This is a genomic window from Paraburkholderia sediminicola (assembly GCF_046026855.1).
Lineage (GTDB): Bacteria > Pseudomonadota > Gammaproteobacteria > Burkholderiales > Burkholderiaceae > Paraburkholderia > Paraburkholderia sediminicola_A.
This window is the reverse complement of record NZ_JAQQET010000041.1, coordinates 29,527-48,339: the sequence shown is the minus strand read 5'-3', so window position 1 is coordinate 48,339 and position 18,813 is coordinate 29,527. Positions and strand designations below refer to the sequence as shown.

Below are 18,813 nucleotides of genomic sequence, written 5' to 3'. Positions count from 1 at the left end.
GCGCGAAGCGTCGCCGATACGCCCGGAGACTGTATGCGGCGCGCTTGTAGCGCACAAGCGCGCCACCGTCGGACCGTGTTCAGCTATTGGTGCTGGACACGCTGCTGGTGCTGTCGGTTTCCTGCACGGGGCGGTGACCCTTCATGCCGCATACGCCGAAGCGTTCGAGCAGTGCCGGAATCGCGTCGACCGGCACCGGACGCGAAAACAGGAAACCCTGCGCCTCGATATGGCCGAGCGCCGCAAGCCATGCAATCTGTTCTTCAGTCTCGGTGCCTTCGACCACCACCGTGAGCCCGAGCGAACGCGCCAGATTGACGATCGCGGTGACCATCACGCAGACGCTGCGGTCGCCAGGAATCGCCTGGATGAACGAACGGTCGACCTTCAGCGTGTCGACCGAGAAGCGGTTCAGGTACGAGAGCGACGAATAGCCCGTGCCGAAGTCGTCGAGCGCAATGCGCACGCCCAGGCGCTTCAGCGCGAAGATCTTCTCCGAGACGAGTTCGGGGTATTCCATCATCGCCGTCTCGGTGATTTCCAGTTCGAGGCGGCGCGCGGAGATGCCACTTTCCTCGATGGCATGCGAGATGGTTTCGTACAGATCCCCGCGCCAGAACTGCACTGCGGAGATGTTCACCGCGAGCGACAGCGTGTCGTAGCCCTGTTGCTGCCACAACGCCAGTTGGCGGCACGCGGTTTCGATCACGAAGTCACCGATGGGCACGATCAGGCCGGTCGACTCGGCGACCGGAATGAATTCGTTCGCCGGAATCAAGCCGTGCTGCGGATGGTTCCAGCGCACCAGCGCCTCGAATCCGGTGATGCAGCGGCGCGTCAGATCGATCTTCGGCTGATAGGCGAGAAACAGTTGGCCTTCGGCAAGCGCGACGCGCAGTTGCTGTTCCCACTTCATCAAATGATCCGCGCGGTGCGACAACTGCGGCGAATAGAACTGGTAGCAGTTCTTGCCTGCGTCCTTCGCGCTGTACATGGCGAGGTCGGCTTTCTTCAGCAGGTCGATCTCGCTCTCGTTGGCGACCGAGTACAGCGCGATGCCGATGCTCGCATGCAGCACGAACGAACTGCCGCGCACTTCGAAAGGCTTGGCGAAGGCTTCGGCCGCCGCTTCGGCGAGTGTGACGGCACGCTTCTCGACGTCTTCGCCCTTGATTACCACGACGAACTCGTCGCCGCCGATGCGGCTCAACGCGCCACCGTCGCCGACCGCGGTGGCGAGGCGGGAAGCCGTCATTTGCAGCACGATGTCGCCGGCGTTGTGGCCTAGCGTGTCGTTGACGGTCTTGAAATTGTCGAGGTCGATGAAGAGAATTGCAAGGCGCCCGAGATTGGCAGGCTGTGCCACGTCATGCCGCAGTGTTTGCAGCGTCGCGTAGCGATTGCGCAATCCGGTCAGCAGATCGTACTCGACCAGATGCGTCATTTCGCGCTCGCGTCCGAGCAGTTTGCCGATCAAACCGGTGGCCACTGCGAAGAAGCTTAGCATCGCGAGCGAGATGAAGCCCGCCATCAGCAGATAGACGTTGCGCGTGTGGTTGTAGTCGGCGAATTCTTCGGCTTGCGACAGGCCGACCAGTACGCCGAGCGGATAGCCGTCGATATGCCGGTACGAGACGATGCGCGTAACGTTGTCGATCGAATCGACGTAGGTGCCCGACACATGTTCCGAAGTCGGATACGAGCCGCTCGCCGAGAATGAGCCGTTGGCGCTGTCAGCGCTGCCGGTGCGGCGTGCCAACACGGTGCCGTTGTCCGAAATCACTGCGATCACGCCTTCACGGCCAATGGCCGCGTTGTTGTAGAAGTCACTGGTGAAATAGCTCGGGTCTTCGGAGACCACCACGACGCCTGCGAACGAGCCGTCGGGATGATTCAGACGCCGGGTCATCTGCAAGGTCCAGTGGCCGGATATTCGGCCGAGCACCGGCTTGCTGATATACAACTGGTCGTCGTTTTCGTGTTCGTGAACCTTAAAGTGTTCGCGGTCCGACAGGTCGATGTGTTTGGGATTGAGCTCGGCCGTGTTCGCGATCAGCTTGCCGTGTTCGTCGATCAGCGACACCTGCACCAGCGTATCGCTTTGCACTACGCCTTTTTCCACCGTGCTGGCGAGATCGAAATGATTCGGCGTTTTCTCGAATTCGTATTTGACGAAGCGGGTGATCTGGTCGACCTGGTGAATCGCCTTGACCGTGTGCTGCTCCAGCGCCGCGGAGAGAATCGCGGCAGACGCCATGGCTTCACGATTCGTAGCTTCTTTCTCAACCGACAGACGCGCGAAGATCACGGTCCAAAGCAGGATCAGCACCAGCACGCCGAGCGCCGGGATGACGAGCAAGGCACGGCGGCGCGACACGGCGGGATCGCGGCGGGGTTTGGCTTCGCGCTGGTCGGAGAAGCGGAACTGGCTCATCGGGTAGCCCGTTCCCTGGTGCCGGCCAGTTGCAACTGCGCGAGCATTGACTGCGCTAATTTCATGGGTGGCTGCATGGTGACCAAGGTGCCGGAACTGCTGCGCAGGGGGCGGGAGTGTGGCGTCGTGCCTGACCATCCGGAGGTCATCGGGTACGTTTCGATATTACTTAATGCCACTGGATTAAGGAAGCGTCCTCGCATCGGGTATACGCGGGCGCGACAGGCCGTCCCCGCTGTCTGAATTCGCAGCCGGCGCGGCCAGCCGTGGGGCCGTGGCCTGGCAGTCGTATTCGAGTATTTCATCGGGATCCGGAATTCAGGTGTGCCAGGCCTCGTGTCATGCATGGCGCATTAATCGTGCAAACGACGCGGCGTTTTGTGGTCAAGAGTGGCCGGAAGCGGCGAGATAAGGGCGGCATTTCGCTGCCAGTCGGCGGTCGCTGGCCGGCAATCGAAGCCGCGCCATTCATGGCAGCCGGAACGTGCCGTCGACGACCGTCACTGATGGTCCTCCGATCCACGTCTTGCCGGCTGCGTCGTCGTAATGCACCGAAACATCGCCGGCACGGCCCAGCACAGTGCCCTGGCGAGCCGTGTAGTGTGAGCCGGGGCGCAACTGCTGGGCGCTCAGGAGACCCGCGAGCGCGGCGTTCGCGCTGCCCGTTACCGGGTCTTCGCCGACGCCGAAGCGGCCGCCCGCCATCAGGCAGCGCACCTCGAAGGTGGCCGGACCGTCAGCATCGTGCGGGCCGTAGACAGCGAGACCATGGGTATCCACCGAATGCACGATGTCGGCGAGCGCAACGGCATCGGGTTCGAGCGCGAGGCAGTCGCGCGCTGAATTGATGCGCACCACGAGCCATGGCGCACCATTGTCGACCGCGCAGGGCGCTGCGCCGAAATCGATCGCGTCGCTACGCAAAGCCGTAGCCAGTGCTGCGTACTGATCTTGGGGAAGCGGCGTGATGCGCGCGGGCGGCGCGGCGAAAGCCCATCCGCTGTGCACCTTGTGGGTCGATCCAGATTCAGTCAGCGCTTGCAATTCAATGAGACCCACGCCGCATTGTTGCAGCAGCTTACCGGCCTGCTTAGGGTGGTACCCGCTTTCGAGCAACGCATGCGCGGTGCCGAGTGTCGGATGGCCGGCGAACGGTAATTCGCCATGCGTCGTGAAGATACGCACGCGATAGTCGGCGGCTGGGTCAGTCGGTTTCAGCAGGAAGGTCGTTTCGGACAGATTGGTCCAGTGCGCGATGGCCTGCATCTGATCCGCATCGAGTGTGTCGGCGTCGAACACGACAGCAAGCGGATTGCCTTTGAACGGCACGGACGTGAATACGTCGACTTGTTTAAAACGAACGGTGTTGGGAAGCATCGGGCAAGGTCCGGCGAATCAGGCAGATGGGTGGGATTCGCGGATTCTATCTGGTGACAAAGGAACGATCCACCTCGCCACAAATGCAAAACGCGCCGCAGGTGGCAGACACCTCGCGACGCGTTCAGTACGCTTGGGACGACAGGCTTCGGCGAACGGCCGCCGAATCTGCCGGCGCGCGTTATTCGACTTCGGCGATCATCTCGATTTCGACGCATGCGCCGAGCGGAATCTGCGCCACGCCGAACGCCGAACGCGCATGCTTGCCGCGCTCACCGAACACGTCAGCGACCAGTTCGGACGCGCCGTTGGTCACCAGGTGCTGCTCGGTGAACTCGAACGTCGAGTTGACAAGGCTCATCAGCTTGACGATGCGCGTGACGCGGTTCAGGTCGCCCACATGTGCGTGCAGCGTGGCGAGCAGGTCGATTGCGATGGAGCGCGCGGCGACCTTGCCTTCTTCAGTGGTGAGCGTGGCGCCGAGCTTGCCGACCCACACCTTGCCGTCTTTCTTCGCGATGTGACCGGACAGGTACACCGTATTGCCGCTTTGCGCGCTCATCACATAGGCGGCTGCGGGCGCGCCTGCGCTCGGCAGTTCGATGCCCAGTTCCTTAAGCTTGTCATACACATTCGTTTGAGCCATGGTGTGTCCTTGGTCAGTAGTGGAATTCGGTGGCGCGGGTGGGGTCGAGGTAGATTAGACCTTCGCGCGGATCAGCGCCGCGAGACGCGACACGCCTTCGTCGATCTTGGCCGGCGGCACCGTGACGAACGACAGACGCAGCGTGTTGTGCTGGGCTTCGCTCGCGAAGAACGGAGCGCCCGGCACGAACGCGACATTCTGCGCGACGGCTTCTTCGAGCAGCTTCATGCTGTCGATCTGTGCAGGCAGCGTCACCCACACGAACATGCCGCCTTCCGGACGGTTCCAGCTTACGCCTTCCGGCATGTAGCGTTCGAGCGAGGCGAGCATCGCTGCGCATTGATCGCGGTACAGTTCGCGAATGGTCGGCACGTGCGTATCGAGGAAGCCGTCCTTGATCACTTCGTACACGATGCGTTGCGTGAAGCTCGGCGTGTGCAGATCGGTGGCTTGTTTGGCCTGCACGAGCTTGAAGATCAACTCTTCGGGCGCAATGATGTAGCCGACCCGCAGGCCCGGCGCCAGCACTTTCGAGAACGAACCGAGATGGACGATGTGATCCGGCGCCATCGACAGCATGGTCGGCAGCGGCTCACCGGCGTAGTCGAGCGCACCGTAGGGGTCGTCTTCGATTACCGGGAACGGTGCGGTCTTCGCAAACGCGGCCAGTGCACGGCGGCGTTCGATCGGCAAGCGGCGGCCCGTCGGATTCTGGAAATTCGGTTGCGCGTACAGGAGGCGCGCGCCGGCCGTCAGCTTGGGCGTGAGCGCCTCGGGAATCAGGCCGTGCTCGTCGGTCGGCACCTGCACGTAGCTCGGTTCGTACATTGAGAACGATTGCAGCGCGCCGAGATAGGTCGGCGTTTCAACCAGCACGGGGCTGTCGGGGCACACCAGCACTTTACCGAGCAGGTCGAGCGCTTGCTGCGAGCCGGTGGTGATCAGTACCTGCGAAGGGCGAATCTGCGCGCCGTTCACCGAGTAGCGTTGGGCGATCCATTCGCGCAGCGGCAGGTAGCCTTCCGTCGCGCTGTACTGCAAAGCCGCCGCGGGCGCGTCGCGCAGAATGCGGTCGGATGCTTCGCGCATGCGTTCGGCCGGGAAGGTCGCCGGCGAGGGCAGGCCGCCCGCGAACGAAATGACTTCGGGCCGTTCCGTGACCTTCAGGATCTCGCGAATCGCCGAGCTCGTGAGCTTGCGTGCGCGTTCGGACAGTTGCCACGTGGGGGCTTTCAAGTCGCTTTGGTCCATGGTCTCCTCTGCTGGTATCTCTGGAACCGGTCAAAACTTCAATTATCGCGCGAGTCGGCGACCCGGCGCGCTGCTTATTTAAGGGTCCGTAGACCATCGGGTGTTTCAAACTCGGCGACAAGCACTGCCGCGCCTTCCGTGGGCTCGAGTGCGATCAGGTGTGCCGCGCCCAGCCAGTGCAATTGCGCTGCGATCGGGTCGGTTTGCGGATGTGCTGCTTTCAAAGCTTTCAGCACGATGTCCGTTTCCGGCAGGGCCGCCGACGGATGTCGCGGCGTGTCCCACTGGATCAGCGACGGCAGCACGCCGTCGCCGGCGCCTTGCCACGTTGGGAACGCACCGTCGTCAGATACCGACAGGCCCCACGTGAAATCGCCGCGCGTCATCGGCACGATCGGCGCGATGCGCTGCGGATACTGCGTTTGCCATGCCGCAAGCCGCTTCGGGCGGTCGACTCGGGCGACCCAATGCGATAGATACGGCCCTTTTTCGAGCCGCGCCTGCGTCGCCGGGTCGTCGAGCGCGAACAGGCGGGCATGGGGCGCGGCAGCTTCCGCGGGTTCCGCGGCCTGCGGGTCGATCGCGATCACCTCCAGATACACACCGCCCCACAGGTTCAGCAGGCGATTGTGCGTGCGCATCAGCGGATGCGCGCCGCCGCCCGCCGGTGCGACGCCGAGCGTGTCGGCGACGTACTGCGTGCCCTCGTCGAGGGTACGGGCTGAAATCACGAGGTGATCGAGACGGAGCGAATGGGCGGTCATGGCGGATCAGGAAAACGGTTTCTGCGGTAAGCCGGAACGCGTGCCGGGTGCGGCAGCAGCGTTGCCGGGGTCGTAAGCATAACCGTTTGCCGGGTCGGCGGGCCACGCGGATGGCGTTCGGGCGGGTCTTGCCCGGGGCCGCGCGTATGCAGCGCACGGCGCCCGCGCCGCTTTGTCATCCGTTGCTTATCTTAAATGCAGCCTTAAATGTAACGGCGGTGACCGGCACAGTAACGGTACAATCGATTCGATACCGTTCGGTACAGTTGGAGCCCGTTATGTCAGTCCCGCTTGCGCAGATTCCCACCCCGCACGATACGACGTCGCTGACGCTGGTTGAGCAGCTCGTCCAGTGGGCGCGCCGCCGCATCGAGGAGCGCGTGTTCCGTCCCGGCATGCGGATGCCGTCGATCCGTAAGCTCGCGCTCGACAAGGGCGTGTCGCGCTTCACCGTGGTCGAGGCGTACGAGCGACTGGTGGCGCAGGGCTATCTGGAGTCGCGGCGCGGTTCCGGCTTCTATGTGCGTGAACGCTTGGGCGGTGCGCCTACGGCTGAGATCCGTACGATCGCCGCGGCGGCGCCCGCGCCCGCCACAATCGACGTCGTCTGGCTGCTGCGCAATATGCTGCATACGGGCGCGCGCCCCGAGCGCAGCCCGGGCTTGGGCTACCTGCCGGGGCGCTGGCTCGACGGCGATCTGATCACCAACGCGCTGCGCACGCTGGGCCGGCAAAGCGGGGCGCAGATGCTTGGCATCGGCACGCCACAGGGTTTTTTGCCGTTGCGCCAGCAGTTGCAGACGCGGCTCGAAGAGCTGGAAATCGGCGCCTCGCCGGATCAGATCGTGATGGTTTCCGGTGTCACCCAGGCGATCGACCTGATTTCGCGGATTTACGTGAAGCCGGGCGATGCGGTGATCGTCGGCGATCCGGCCTGGTTTCAGATGTTCGGGCGTTTCGCGTCGCAGGGTGCGCGGCTGGTCGGTATGCCGTACACGCCGGATGGGCCGGACCTCGACGCGCTCGAATCGCTCGTGGAGACCTGGCGGCCGAAAATGCTGGTGATCAATTCGGTGCTGCAGAATCCTACCGGCACCTCGCTTACGGCCGCCCAGGCGTTCCGCATTCTGCGTCTCGCCGAGGCCTACGATTTCATTCTCGTCGAAGACGATATTTACGGCGACCTGTGCCCGCCGAGCTATCCGGGCACGCGGCTCGCGAGCCTCGACCAGTTGAAGCGCGTGATCTACCTGGGCAGTTTTTCGAAGACGCTCGCGCCGAATCTGCGCGTGGGTTTTATCGCCTGCGCGCCGGAAGTGGCCACGGCCGTCAGCGATCAGAAAATGCTGGTCGGCATGACGAGCCCCGAATTGAACGAGCGCGTGCTCTACAAGATTCTCACTGAGGGCCATTACCGCCGGCACGTCGAGCGGGTGCGCGCGCGGCTCGACGGCGTGCGCGAAAAGTCCGTGCGGATGCTCGAGAAGACCGGCATGAAGCTGTTTCTGACGCCTACGGCGGGCATGTTCCTGTGGGCCGACACGGGCGTCGATGCGAGCGCGCTCGCGGCCGCCGGCCACGAAGACGGCTTCCTGCTGACGCCCGGGAGTCTGTTTTCCCCGTTACAGTCGCCGACCACGTGGATGCGCTTCAATATCGCCAACTGCGGCGATCCCGAACTGTCGACGTTCCTGTGCCGCTATCTGGACAGCGTTGCGCGGCGCGCCTCTTGAAACTGTGCGGGCGCGTCCCCAATTACGCGGGCAATGTTTAACCCCATTCGTATTCGTAACAGAGAGGAAGTCCGACCATGGCACAAGAAACCATGAGCTTTCAGGCAGAAGTTAAACAACTTCTGCACCTGATGATCCATTCGCTGTACAGCAACAAGGAAATCTTCCTGCGCGAGCTGATTTCGAACGCGTCCGACGCGGCCGACAAGCTGCGCTTCGAAGCGATCGAAAACAGCGCGTTGTACGAAAACGATCCGAATCTACGGATTCGCGTGTCGTACGACAAGGCCGCGCGCACCATCACGCTCGACGACAACGGCATCGGCATGAGCCGTGACGAAGCGATCGCCAATCTCGGCACGATCGCGCGCTCGGGCACCAAGGAATTCTTCGGCAAGCTCTCCGGCGACCAGCAGAAAGACGCGGCGCTGATCGGGCAGTTCGGCGTGGGCTTCTATTCGGGCTTCATCGTCGCGGACAAGATCTCGGTCGAAACGCGCCGTGCCGGTTTGCCGGCCTCGGAAGGCGTCCGCTGGGAAAGCGCGGGCGAGGGCGATTTCGCGGTGGAGCAGATCGAACGCGCCGCGCGCGGCACGACCATCACATTGCATCTGCGTGCCGATGAAGACGAGCTGCTGTCGTCGCATCGTCTGAAATCGATCATTCAGAAGTACTCGGACCACGTCGCGCTGCCGATCCTGATGGCGAAGGAAGAGTGGGACGCGGAAAAGAGCGAGATGGTCACGAAGGACGAGGACGAGACCGTCAACCAGGCGAGCGCGCTGTGGACCCGTTCGAAGAACGACATCACCGAAGAGCAGTACAAGCAGTTCTACCAGCACCTCTCGCACGATCATCAGGATCCGCTGACGTGGACGCATAACCGCGTCGAAGGCCGCAGCGAATACACGCAACTGCTGTACGTGCCCACGCATGCGCCGTTCGACATGTTCAACCGCGATCATCGCGGCGGCCTGAAGCTGTACGTGAAGCGCGTGTTCATCATGGACGACGCCGAACAACTGCTGCCGGCGTATTTGCGGTTCGTGAAGGGGGTGGTCGATTCGGCTGATTTGCCGTTGAACGTGTCGCGCGAAATCCTGCAGGAAAGCCGCGATGTGAAGGCGATCCGCGAAGGCGTGACCAAGCGTTCGCTGTCGATGCTCGAAGAATTGGCGAATTCGGAGAACGATGCCGATAAGGAAAAGTATGCCGGCTTCTGGAAGGAATTCGGTCAGGTGCTGAAGGAAGGCATCGGCGAAGACTTCGCCAATCGCGAGCGCATCGCGAAGCTGGTGCGCTTTGCGTCCACGCATACGGAATCGCCCGAGCAGACCGTGTCGCTCGCCGACTATGTCTCGCGGATGAAGCCCGAGCAAACGAAGATCTACTACGTGACCGCCGACACCTGGCAGGCCGCGACCCACAGCCCGCATCTTGAAGTGTTTCGCAAGAAGGGCGTGGAAGTGCTGCTGCTGACCGATCGCGTCGATGAATGGATGCTGTCGTTCCTGAACGAATTCGACGGCAAGCCGCTGCAAAGCGTCGCGCGCGGCGATCTCGATCTGGGTGCGCTGAATGACGAAGAAAAGCAGGCGCAGGAGAAGGTCGGTGAAGAGTTCAAGCCGCTCGTCGACAAGATGAAAGAAGCGCTGAAGGACAAGGCCAAGGACGTGCGCTTGACGTTCCGCCTGACCGACTCGCCGTCCTGCCTCGTGGCGGACGATGGCGAAATGAGCGGCTATCTGCAACGTATGCTGAAGGCCGCGGGTCAGGAAGCGCCGTCGTTCCATCCGATTCTCGAAGTGAATCCGGAACATGCGCTGGTGAAGGGCTTGCATGCGGACGCTGCGAATTTCGACGACTGGTGCCATCTGCTGTTCGATCAGGCGTTGCTCGCTGAAGGTGGTGCGCTGGAGGATCCGGCTAGTTTCGTGAAACGCACCAACGCGCTGTTGTTGGCGCGTGCGGGTTGAGTTTCGGGTTTAAGTTGAGCCTGGATCGGCGTCGCTTTGACGCTTGTGGTTGAAAAATGCGCTGCTTCGGCAGCGCATTTTTTTTGCCCTGCGCCTTATTTTCCGACTGCACGGTGAAGGTTTTGCGCAGAGACCTGGATGAGCCGCGGTAAGGTTTTAGTGTGCGGATGCGGACGCTTGCCCGTGCAAATGACGCACTTGAGAAAGCACGGAGCCGGCTAGTTCCTTAGCCTCGATGCAGGAATGATGGTCGGCCAGTACTTTCGCCGCGAGACTGCCGATCGCTGTGCTGGTTTGTTTAGACGTGTGGTGTTGCGCGAGCGCAGAACCGGCTAATTCCTTTTCCTGATACAAGGCGCCTGGGCGCCGCAAAACGACTGCGGCCAGATGTGCGACGCGATCAGAAGTTTCTTTCGAGTTTGTAGTATTCAATCGCTACTCCTTTTCGTTTGTTGTTGATCCGGACGATCTGGCGTGTCGCTATATATCGACCGGAAAATAATTATGGTTAACTAATCAAATATACTCAACAAAACTAAATTGAGATTGATTTATAGGATATGAAAGCGTGCATTTATCTTATGCTCGCGCGATCGAAATTCGGATGCTCAAAGGATTATTTGCAATCTTTAAGCCATTTATTCACCGAGTCTTATTTCTGCGATTGCGCGTTCCTGCGCGCGACAACCTCTCTGTATTCTTATGTCCGATTCCACCTTGGTGAAACCTGCCGATCCTGTGTGTCTGCTGTGGTCGATTTTGCGCGAGCAAGGCTTCGACGCCGCCGAGCGACGAGCCCGCGAACTCATTGCGGAGGGTGTCACGCCGCAGCTGCATGCAGACTTGTGTGCGAGCGTGGGGCGCTTCGCGGAGGCGTATCACAGTGCATCGCAAGCGCAAGCTGTTATGAACGGAGTGCGTCATGCCCAGGTGGCGCTCTTCGCCGACGCGCTCGGCCGCGTCGAGCTCGCGCAGCGCAACAGCGAGTTGGCGGTAATCGCGCAGCCCTCGGCTGCGACGGTCGAATGGATTGTCTGGCTGATTGACCGCTGCGGCGCCCATTCGGCGGCGGTGCACATGTTGCGCGCCTATGAACGGCACGCGCCGCACGATGCGCGCGCGCCGTGGTGGCTGGCGCTTTCGCTAGGCTCGCTGCCGGACGCGGATGCGGACGCGCGAGCTGAGCGTCGCGCGGCATTGTTGCGGGCCCACGCACTTGATCCGGCGATTCATCCCGCGTTGCCATTGCAACTCACGCTGGCGTTCCGGGAGATCCGTGATTGGTCCACGGTCGAACGCGTTTGTCGCGAGATGCTCGCACGTAATCCGGTTGATGCCGAGATGGCCTGGCAACTGAGCCATGCGCAATGGCAGCGCAACGACGCGGCTGCGGCAGAGGCCACCATGCGTGCTGTCGATCTCGCCGCACCGGGTCATGCAGCGGTGCTGGCTGCGATTGGCATGTATCTCGCCGAACAGGCACGTTTTGACGACAGCGAAGCAGCGCTACATGCAGCGCTTGTTATCGATCCTTCAGCAGCACAGGCGGCCGTCGACCTAGCTGACCTCGAGTTGCGACGCGGCGACTGGTCGAGCGCATGGCCGCACTTCGAGGCGCGGCTTACACGTGACGATCGCGAGCCGAATAACGTCGTGACTGTCATGGGGATGTTGGGACCGCGCTGGCAAGGTGAGCCGCTTGCCGGCAAGACGCTGGTCGTGCACAGCGAACAGGGCAACGGCGATGACATCCACATGGTTCGATTCGTCCCGGCGCTGGCGGCGCGCGTGCGCGATGAAGGTGGCCGCCTGGTGCTGGCAGTGCGTCGTCCGTTACTGGGCTTGTTGAGACGTTTTTACGCCGACTGTGTCGCGATCGAAGACGGCATTGGCTGCAAGGCAGACTTCGTTTTGCCGATGATGACCATGCCGCATAAGCTGGGACTGTTGCCCGATCAGGTAAGTGGCACGCCGTATCTGCAGGCGGATGCAGACAACGTGGCGGCATGGCGTGAGCGGGTGAGCGCATGTGCGGAGAATGCAGCGCTGCATATCGGGCTCGTGTGGTCCGGCAGTCCGACTCATCGGCGCGACGCGAAACGGTCGATTCCCCTTGCGGCGTTGGCTCCGGTGCTGACGCTACCCGGCGTTGTATTCCATCCGCTGACGCCAGGCCGTAGTGCGGACGTAGCGGCGTTGACGGAGCACGGCTATCGCGTTCACGATCTGACGGGACATTACGAGTCCGGTTTCGACGACGTTGCCGCGCACCTCACGGCGCTCGACGCACTGCTGACCATCGACAGCGCGCCATTGCATTTAGCCGGCGCATTGGGGCGCCCGGTGCTGGCAATGCTGGATCATGTGTCGCACTGGTCATGGGGCAATGAGGAGGCGCAGCCCTGGTATGACTCCCTTGAGTTGTTTAGGCAGCCGGCCCCGGGCGAGTGGACGCCGGTGATTGAGCGCGTGGTGAACCGCCTGAAGGCGATGGCACCTTTTCCCGCGTAGATCCAGTTGAAAAAAACGTCCTTTCGAACGTAAGTAGTTGCCCATCAAGATCAATGCACGACCCAAACCGCTCACTTGACCACCTGTCGACCGACATGGCAAACCTCGATACGCTGTCCGCTCGGGCCGATGTCTACTTCGCAGCAGGGCAAACACACGAAGCGATGCTCGAGTATCAGCGGCTGCTGGACCAACAACCGCAAAACGCTCACGCGCTTCATCGGATGGGGCTAGCCTGCTTTCGCGTGGATCAACCCGAACGTGCCCGACATTATCTGGATCAGGCGCTGACCGCCGCCCCCGAGCGCACGGACATCTGGGAGCACCGAGGCTTGCTTGCCGCGATGCAGGGCGACCGGACCGCCGCTGAAGCGTTTTATTATCGCGCGCTTACGCTGGCTGGCAGCACCGCGAGCTTGCATCGGAATCTGGCCGATTGTCTGAAGCTCTCCGGCCGCCTCGCCGAAGCGCGGACTCACTAGCGCAAAATGGAGCGGCAGCGTTGTCCACGGATATCGACATGCACGTGCTCGGACCGGAAATCAACAGTTTTTCCGATACTTTGGCGATTGTCCAAACGCTCGATCTGGTGATTACGGTCGACACCGCGGTTGCGCACCTAGCCGGGGCGTGTGCCGCACCGGTCTGGGTCCTGTTGCCCACCTGCACGGATTGGCGCTGGATGAGCGAGCGCCACGATAGCCCGTGGTATCCGTCCGCGCGGCTATTCAGGCAGCGGGAGCTTGGTCGATGGGAAGCGGTGCTGGATGACGTGGCGAATGCACTGCGAGAATACGTGGCTGCCTGAATCGGGCGCGCCGAAAGCGCCCCCGAATTCCCGTCTAGGAAAGATCTGCAGCGGCCAACGCCTACTTCCGTCCCATCAACGTATCCATCGTCTCACCACGCACGACGATCTCGGTGCGGCGGTTGAGCGTGCGCCCTTCGGGTGTATCGTTGCTCGCCACGGGATTGTTGTACGCATAGCCCTTCGTGCGGATGCGGTTCAACGCTACCCCGCGCGCCACCAGCGCGTAACCCACTGCAGTGGCGCGCGCTTCCGAAAGCTGCTGGTTATAGTCGAGCGTGCCGATGTTGTCCGTATATCCCTCGACCAATACGGGCTTCTTGCTGCGATTGAGCAGCACAGCGGAACGGTTGATCACTGCGACCGCGTCGCCGCGCACTTCGGATTTGCCGAATTCGAACAACGCGGATTCGGGCAGCCTGACTGAAACTCCGTTGGCGACCGGCGTCACCTCAATGCCGACTGCCTTGTTTAGCGATGTTTCAGTATCGCGGTTCAGCGGGGCTGTGCAACCAGCCATCAGCAGGACAGACACCGTGCAAGCAGTTGCGCCCAGGAAAGTTCTCATGTTTCTTCTTTCTCCTTCAATATCCGATCACATGGCGCGCCCTTCAATCGTGGGCGGACCGCCGACTTCGTCAAGCACGAAGGTTGTATCGCGCGTCATAGGCCGAGGAGAATCGGATCTATCCGAAATCGGTCATGTGTTTAAGGTGGTCCAGCATCTGGGTGATTGCTAACCGAACTTCCTGACGGAGGGAGGGGTGAGGCGCTGGCAAGCGTCTGACGGCGTCGCCGTTATAATCCGACACCATGCCTATCCGTTTCGATGCCGCCGACGCCCACTGGCGCGTCGCGCCCTTACCCGGCTTCAGCGCCGCCCAGAAAGACTGGTTGACCCGCGGAGGATCGCTGACCGCGCATCTGCGCACGCTCGGCGAGGTCGTGGTGCGTGTGACGTGCGAAGCCGTTGCGCTGCCGTGGGCCGACGAGCACGCCGCGCTCGGCCTTGCGCCACGCGCGCCGGTGTGGGTTCGGGAAGTGGTGTTATCGGTGGACGGCGTCCCGTTCGTCGCGGCGCACAGCATCGCGCCACTCGCGGCGAGCACCGGTGTATGGCAAGCCACGCGCCGGCTGCGCACGCGGCCGCTCGCCGAGCTGCTCTACAGTGATAGCAGCGTCGCACGTTCTTCGTTGGTGAGCCGCAGGTTGACGGCACGTCATCCGTTGTACCGGCTGGCCGCGCGCGAGATAGACGAGCTGCGGCCGCATGCGCTGGTCGCACGCCGCTCGGTGTTCGAGCGCCACGGTGCGCCGTTGATGGTGACCGAATGCATGTTGCCCGCACTGTGGGCACATCTGGCGTCTTCGGCGTGCGCACCGTCTGCACACGCGACGGCCGCGCACGCGCCGCAACGTACTCATATGCGGGAACATGGCCGGCCGCTCGAGCATACGGCGTCGCGCGCCCATGGCATGCCGCGTGCGGAGCAGGAACATCTTTCCGAACGCGAGCGGGGCACGCATGAATCCGGGCACGCGCCGGCATCCGACAACAAGGTGAAGCGCTGATGCTGCGCGGCTTTCCTCCCGTCGTCGCGGCGGATACGCATACGCTGATCCTCGGCAGCTTTCCCGGCGAAGCCTCGCTTGCGGCCACGCAGTATTACGCGCATCCGCGTAATCAGTTCTGGCGCTTGCTCGGCACTGTGCTCGACGAACCGCTTGCCGAACTTGGCTACGAAGAGCGGCTCAGGCATTTGCTATCGCACGGCATCGGCGTGTGGGACGTGCTCGCCGCATGCGAGCGCGAGGGCAGTCTCGACGCCGCGATCCGCAACGCCAGCCCCAACGATTTTGCTTCGCTGCGCGCCCACGCGCCGAAGCTTGCCAAAGTCTGCTTCAACGGCAAGACGGCGGGCCGCTTTGCGCCGGTGATCGGCGAAGCCGGCTACGTCACCCTCGTATTGCCTTCGTCGAGTCCGGCGAATGCTATGCTCACGTTCGACCAAAAATTGCGTCTCTGGCGCGACATCCTTACATGACGAAATTGATCAAGCGCGCCTCGGCTGAAGCACGTGCGTTCCGCAACAAAGACGCCGACGCGGGCGACAGCACGCTGAACAAGAACAAAGTAATGCGCAACAAAAAGCGCGCACTGCACGACGACCTGCACGACGCACCGCAAATCGAAACGCCGCGCAAGCCGCGTTTCGCACCGGTCACGTTCTCGGAAGAGGGCGGCGTGCGCTTCCTGCACTTCGGCACGGAATGGGTGCAAGGTGCGATGCGTCTGCGCAAGCCGGATCACATCGAACTCGAATACGCGCAGCAGATGATGGCCTGGCTGCTGTTCCTCGAAACGCCCAAGCGTATCGTCCAGCTCGGTCTCGGCGCAGCAGCATTGACCAAGTTTGCATACCGCTTTCTGACGCGCGCAAAAGTCGAAGCGGTCGAGTTGAACCCGGCGGTCGTGGTGGCTGCGCGCACGATGTTCGAACTGCCGCACGATGACGCACGTCTGACCGTGCACGAAATGGACGCATGGGATTTCGTCAACGAGCGCGCCAACCACGGCACGATCGGCGCGTTGCAGATCGACGTCTACGACGCCACCGCGCGTGGTCCGGTGCTCGACAGCGTCGGCTTCTATCGTGCGGTGCGCGCGTGTCTGACCGACGCGGGCGTGGTGACGGTGAACCTGTTCGGCGATCATCCGAGCTTCGTGCGCAACATGAAGCGTCTTAACGAAGCCTTCGACGGCCGCGTGGTCGCGCTGCCGGAAGTGCATGATGGCAACCGCATCGCGATCGCCTTCTCGGGCCCGGCGCTCGACGTGCCGTTCACGACGCTGCAAGCGCGTGCGAAGCTGATCGAAGCGGAACTCGGTTTGCCGGCGCGCAAGTGGATCAAGGGGCTGCAGGAATCGACCGGGCAGAACGGCAGCGCCTTCTCGGTCTGATGTGAGAATGGGTCGGGCCGGTTGAGGCTGGTTCGGCTCAGGTTCAACCCGGGCAGGTCCGGCTTGCCTCTGGCCGGTCCGCCCTGAACCCGGGCGACGCGAAGCAGCCGGGCTGCCGAACCGGCCGGACCAAAGCAGCCGGAGCACATATATATGTGTATGCAACTGGGGCTCCTCTTGCCCCACGCTCTCCAAGGCTTCGCATTTCCCGTTGCGCTCATGCGACGGTTCCCCAGTACATTGCGCTGCGGGTTCGATTCCCTTGATACCCAGCACGCATGTCACCCATCGGCGACCCAGCCCTCCGCGTTCATCCTCATCTCTGCTAAACCGCCGCCCCGCGCGCCCCAGCAGCACATTTGCGCCTCGGGTCGTCCCTGCTTGACCGGACGTTCTCGGGTCCTATACTCTTTCGAAGCTTTCGGGGTGCCCGTGGCCTACCTGCGACGGGGCATCCACCACTCGTCCACACACGGGCCAACATTTCAATAATAGGGAAGAGGAGACGCCATGGCTCACGACGCCAACGCGAACAAAACCAGTAAGCACTGGCTCTGGTTGCTGCTGTTGCCCTGGATCGCAATGATCTGGGTGCCGTCATATAACAAAGTCGAGCCTCAGTTGTTCGATTTCCCGTTCTTCTACTGGTATCAGCTCCTGTGGGTGCTGATTAGCGCGATCATCACGGCGCTCGTGTACTTCAAGACCAAGACCCGCTCGACGGGCAGCTCGCAAGGGGGCGCACAATAATGAACGCCACCGCAACTTTCGTCTTCGTCCTGTTTTTCATCGGCGTCACCATTCTCGGCTTTATCGCGGCCCACTGGCGCAAAGGCGATCTGGCCCATCTGGAAGAGTGGGGCCTCGGCGGCCGTCGCTTCGGCACCGTCGTCACGTGGTTCCTGCTGGGCGGCGACCTGTACACCGCCTACACCTTCATCGCCGTACCGGCGCTGGTGTTCGGTGCGGGCGCAACGGGTTTCTTCGCGCTGCCTTACACGATCCTGATCTATCCGTTCGCGTTCGTCGTGTTCCCGAAACTGTGGAGCATCGCCAAACGTCAGGGCTACGTGACATCGGCTGACTTCGTCTCCGCACGCTACGGCAGCCGCATGCTGGCACTGGCGATCGCCGTGACCGGCATTGTCGCGACGATGCCGTACATCGCGCTGCAACTGGTCGGTATCGAAGTGGTGATCGGCGCGCTGGGTTTCGACACCAAGGGCTTCGTCGGCGATCTGCCGCTGATCATCGCGTTTGCGATCCTCGCGGCTTACACGTACACGTCGGGCCTGCGCGCGCCGGCCATGATCGCGGTCGTCAAGGACGTGCTGATCTATATCGTGATCTTTGCCGCGATCATCGTGATCCCGCCGCAATTGGGCGGCTTCGGCCATATCTTCAGCGTGGTGCCGCCTGCCAAGCTGTTGCTGAAGGCGCCGGACGTGTCGAGCCTGAACGGCTACAGCGCGTACGCGACGCTTGCGGTCGGCTCGGCGCTCGCGCTGTTCCTGTACCCGCACTCGATCACCGCGGTGCTGTCGTCGAAGTCGGGTAACACGATCCGCCGCAACATGGCGATGCTGCCGGCTTACTCGCTGGTGCTCGGCCTGCTCGCGCTGCTGGGCTTCATGGCACTGGCTTCGGGCGTGAAGGACATGCCGGAATTCGCGCCGTACTTCAAGGCGTTCGGCCCGAACTTCGCGGTGCCGGCGCTGTTCCTGCACTTCTTCCCGTCGTGGTTCGTCGGCGTGGCGTTCGCGGCGATCGGCATCGGCGCGCTGGTGCCGGCGGCGATCATGTCGATTGCGGCAGCGAACCTGTACACGCGCAACATCCACAAGGAGTTCGTCAATCGCAACATGACGAACGAGCAGGAGACCAATGTCGCGAAGCTGGTGTCGCTGATCGTCAAGGTCGGCGCGGTCGCGTTCATTCTCGGTTTGCCGTTGACGTATGCGATCCAGTTGCAACTGCTGGGCGGCATCTGGATCATCCAGACACTGCCGGCCATCGTGCTGGGTCTGTACACGCGTGTGCTCGATTACCGCGGCCTGCTGATCGGCTGGGCGGTCGGCATCGCAACCGGCACATGGATGGCGATTTCGCTGAAGCTGGCGGGTTCGATTTTCACCATCCATCTGTTTGGCATGGCCATTCCGGGCTATGCGGCGGTGTGGTCGCTGATCGTCAACCTGGTGGTGTCGGTGGTAGTCAGCCTGCTGGTGCGGATGTTCGGCATGCAGCGCGCCGAGGACCGCACCCGTCCGGAAGACTATCTGGATGTGGTCGAAGGCTAAGTCAGCCGTTCCATCTCGCCTGAAAAAGCAACGCCCGCAGACAAAAATTTG

Annotated in this window: 16 protein-coding genes and 1 pseudogene; 10 read left to right on the top strand and 7 right to left on the bottom strand. The window is 62.2% G+C overall.

Going from position 1 to position 18,813, the window contains the following annotated elements; genetic code table 11:
• Window positions 1-79: 79 nt before the first annotated feature.
• The 5 genes from PQR40_RS33385 to PQR40_RS33365 all read right to left on the bottom strand — a co-directional run bounded on the left by PQR40_RS33385 (window position 80) and on the right by PQR40_RS33365 (window position 6,472).
• Window positions 80-2,434, bottom strand: a complete 2,355-nt coding sequence (locus tag PQR40_RS33385; protein WP_408239931.1) for a bifunctional diguanylate cyclase/phosphodiesterase — start codon at window positions 2,432-2,434, stop codon at window positions 80-82.
• A 468-nt stretch (window positions 2,435-2,902) separates the two neighbouring features.
• Window positions 2,903-3,811: a PhzF family protein gene (locus tag PQR40_RS33380; protein ID WP_408389977.1), complete on the bottom strand. Its 909-nt coding sequence runs from the start codon at window positions 3,809-3,811 to the stop codon at window positions 2,903-2,905.
• Between the two features lie 181 nt (window positions 3,812-3,992).
• The gene (locus tag PQR40_RS33375; protein ID WP_408510732.1) at window positions 3,993-4,457 is read right to left on the bottom strand and encodes a RidA family protein; all 465 of its coding nucleotides are present in this window, start codon (window positions 4,455-4,457) and stop codon (window positions 3,993-3,995) included.
• Between the two features lie 54 nt (window positions 4,458-4,511).
• On the bottom strand, window positions 4,512-5,708 hold the full coding sequence (locus PQR40_RS33370) for an aminotransferase-like domain-containing protein (protein ID WP_408510731.1): 1,197 nt from the start codon (window positions 5,706-5,708) through the stop codon (window positions 4,512-4,514).
• A 74-nt stretch (window positions 5,709-5,782) separates the two neighbouring features.
• The gene (locus PQR40_RS33365) at window positions 5,783-6,472 is read right to left on the bottom strand and encodes a VOC family protein (protein WP_408510730.1); all 690 of its coding nucleotides are present in this window, start codon (window positions 6,470-6,472) and stop codon (window positions 5,783-5,785) included.
• A 278-nt stretch (window positions 6,473-6,750) separates the two neighbouring features.
• Between PQR40_RS33365 and PQR40_RS33360 the strand changes: the two genes are divergently transcribed.
• Window positions 6,751-8,205, top strand: coding sequence for an aminotransferase-like domain-containing protein (locus tag PQR40_RS33360; protein WP_408239946.1), 1,455 nt, complete (start codon window positions 6,751-6,753; stop codon window positions 8,203-8,205).
• 77 nt (window positions 8,206-8,282) lie between these two features.
• On the top strand, window positions 8,283-10,181 hold the full coding sequence (gene htpG, locus PQR40_RS33355) for a molecular chaperone HtpG (RefSeq protein ID WP_408239949.1): 1,899 nt from the start codon (window positions 8,283-8,285) through the stop codon (window positions 10,179-10,181).
• Window positions 10,182-10,337: 156 nt separating this feature from the next.
• On the opposite strand, the gene PQR40_RS33350 is transcribed toward htpG, so the two are convergent.
• Window positions 10,338-10,613: a hypothetical protein gene (locus tag PQR40_RS33350; RefSeq protein WP_408239952.1), complete on the bottom strand. Its 276-nt coding sequence runs from the start codon at window positions 10,611-10,613 to the stop codon at window positions 10,338-10,340.
• 270 nt (window positions 10,614-10,883) lie between these two features.
• Here PQR40_RS33350 and PQR40_RS33345 point away from each other — a divergent pair, with 270 nt between their 5' ends.
• From PQR40_RS33345 to PQR40_RS33335, 3 genes and pseudogenes are all read left to right on the top strand, one after another.
• The gene (locus tag PQR40_RS33345; protein WP_408510729.1) at window positions 10,884-12,692 is read left to right on the top strand and encodes a hypothetical protein; all 1,809 of its coding nucleotides are present in this window, start codon (window positions 10,884-10,886) and stop codon (window positions 12,690-12,692) included.
• 53 nt (window positions 12,693-12,745) lie between these two features.
• A complete protein-coding gene (locus PQR40_RS33340; RefSeq protein WP_408239958.1) occupies window positions 12,746-13,174 on the top strand; it encodes a tetratricopeptide repeat protein in 429 nt (142 codons plus the stop codon).
• Window positions 13,174-13,500 (top strand): annotated as a pseudogene (locus PQR40_RS33335) (hypothetical protein); the annotation flags it as partial. The gene PQR40_RS33340 and the pseudogene PQR40_RS33335, both read left to right, overlap by 1 nt.
• A gap of 61 nt (window positions 13,501-13,561) precedes the next feature.
• Here PQR40_RS33335 and PQR40_RS33330 read toward each other — a convergent pair.
• Entirely contained in the window at window positions 13,562-14,068 is a 507-nt protein-coding gene (locus tag PQR40_RS33330) for an OmpA family protein (RefSeq protein ID WP_408239961.1), read from the bottom strand.
• 245 nt (window positions 14,069-14,313) lie between these two features.
• On the opposite strand from PQR40_RS33330, the gene PQR40_RS33325 reads away from it, so the two are divergent.
• The 5 genes from PQR40_RS33325 (at window position 14,314) to mctP (ending at window position 18,762) form a co-directional block, all read left to right on the top strand.
• Window positions 14,314-15,072: a chorismate--pyruvate lyase family protein gene (locus tag PQR40_RS33325; RefSeq protein ID WP_408510728.1), complete on the top strand. Its 759-nt coding sequence runs from the start codon at window positions 14,314-14,316 to the stop codon at window positions 15,070-15,072.
• Entirely contained in the window at window positions 15,072-15,545 is a 474-nt protein-coding gene (locus PQR40_RS33320) for a DNA-deoxyinosine glycosylase (RefSeq protein ID WP_408510727.1), read from the top strand. The genes PQR40_RS33325 and PQR40_RS33320 overlap by 1 nt, the downstream gene beginning before the upstream one ends.
• The gene (locus PQR40_RS33315; protein WP_408510726.1) at window positions 15,542-16,462 is read left to right on the top strand and encodes a class I SAM-dependent methyltransferase; all 921 of its coding nucleotides are present in this window, start codon (window positions 15,542-15,544) and stop codon (window positions 16,460-16,462) included. The genes PQR40_RS33320 and PQR40_RS33315 overlap by 4 nt, the downstream gene beginning before the upstream one ends.
• Window positions 16,463-16,972: 510 nt before the next feature.
• Window positions 16,973-17,212 carry a DUF3311 domain-containing protein gene (locus PQR40_RS33310; protein WP_408239973.1) on the top strand — a complete coding sequence of 80 codons (240 nt, stop codon included), beginning with the start codon at window positions 16,973-16,975 and terminating at the stop codon, window positions 17,210-17,212.
• Complete coding sequence (gene mctP / locus PQR40_RS33305) at window positions 17,212-18,762, top strand: monocarboxylate uptake permease MctP (protein ID WP_408389985.1); 1,551 nt, start codon at window positions 17,212-17,214, stop codon at window positions 18,760-18,762. The genes PQR40_RS33310 and mctP overlap by 1 nt, the downstream gene beginning before the upstream one ends.
• The last annotated feature ends 51 nt before the right edge of the window (window positions 18,763-18,813 follow it).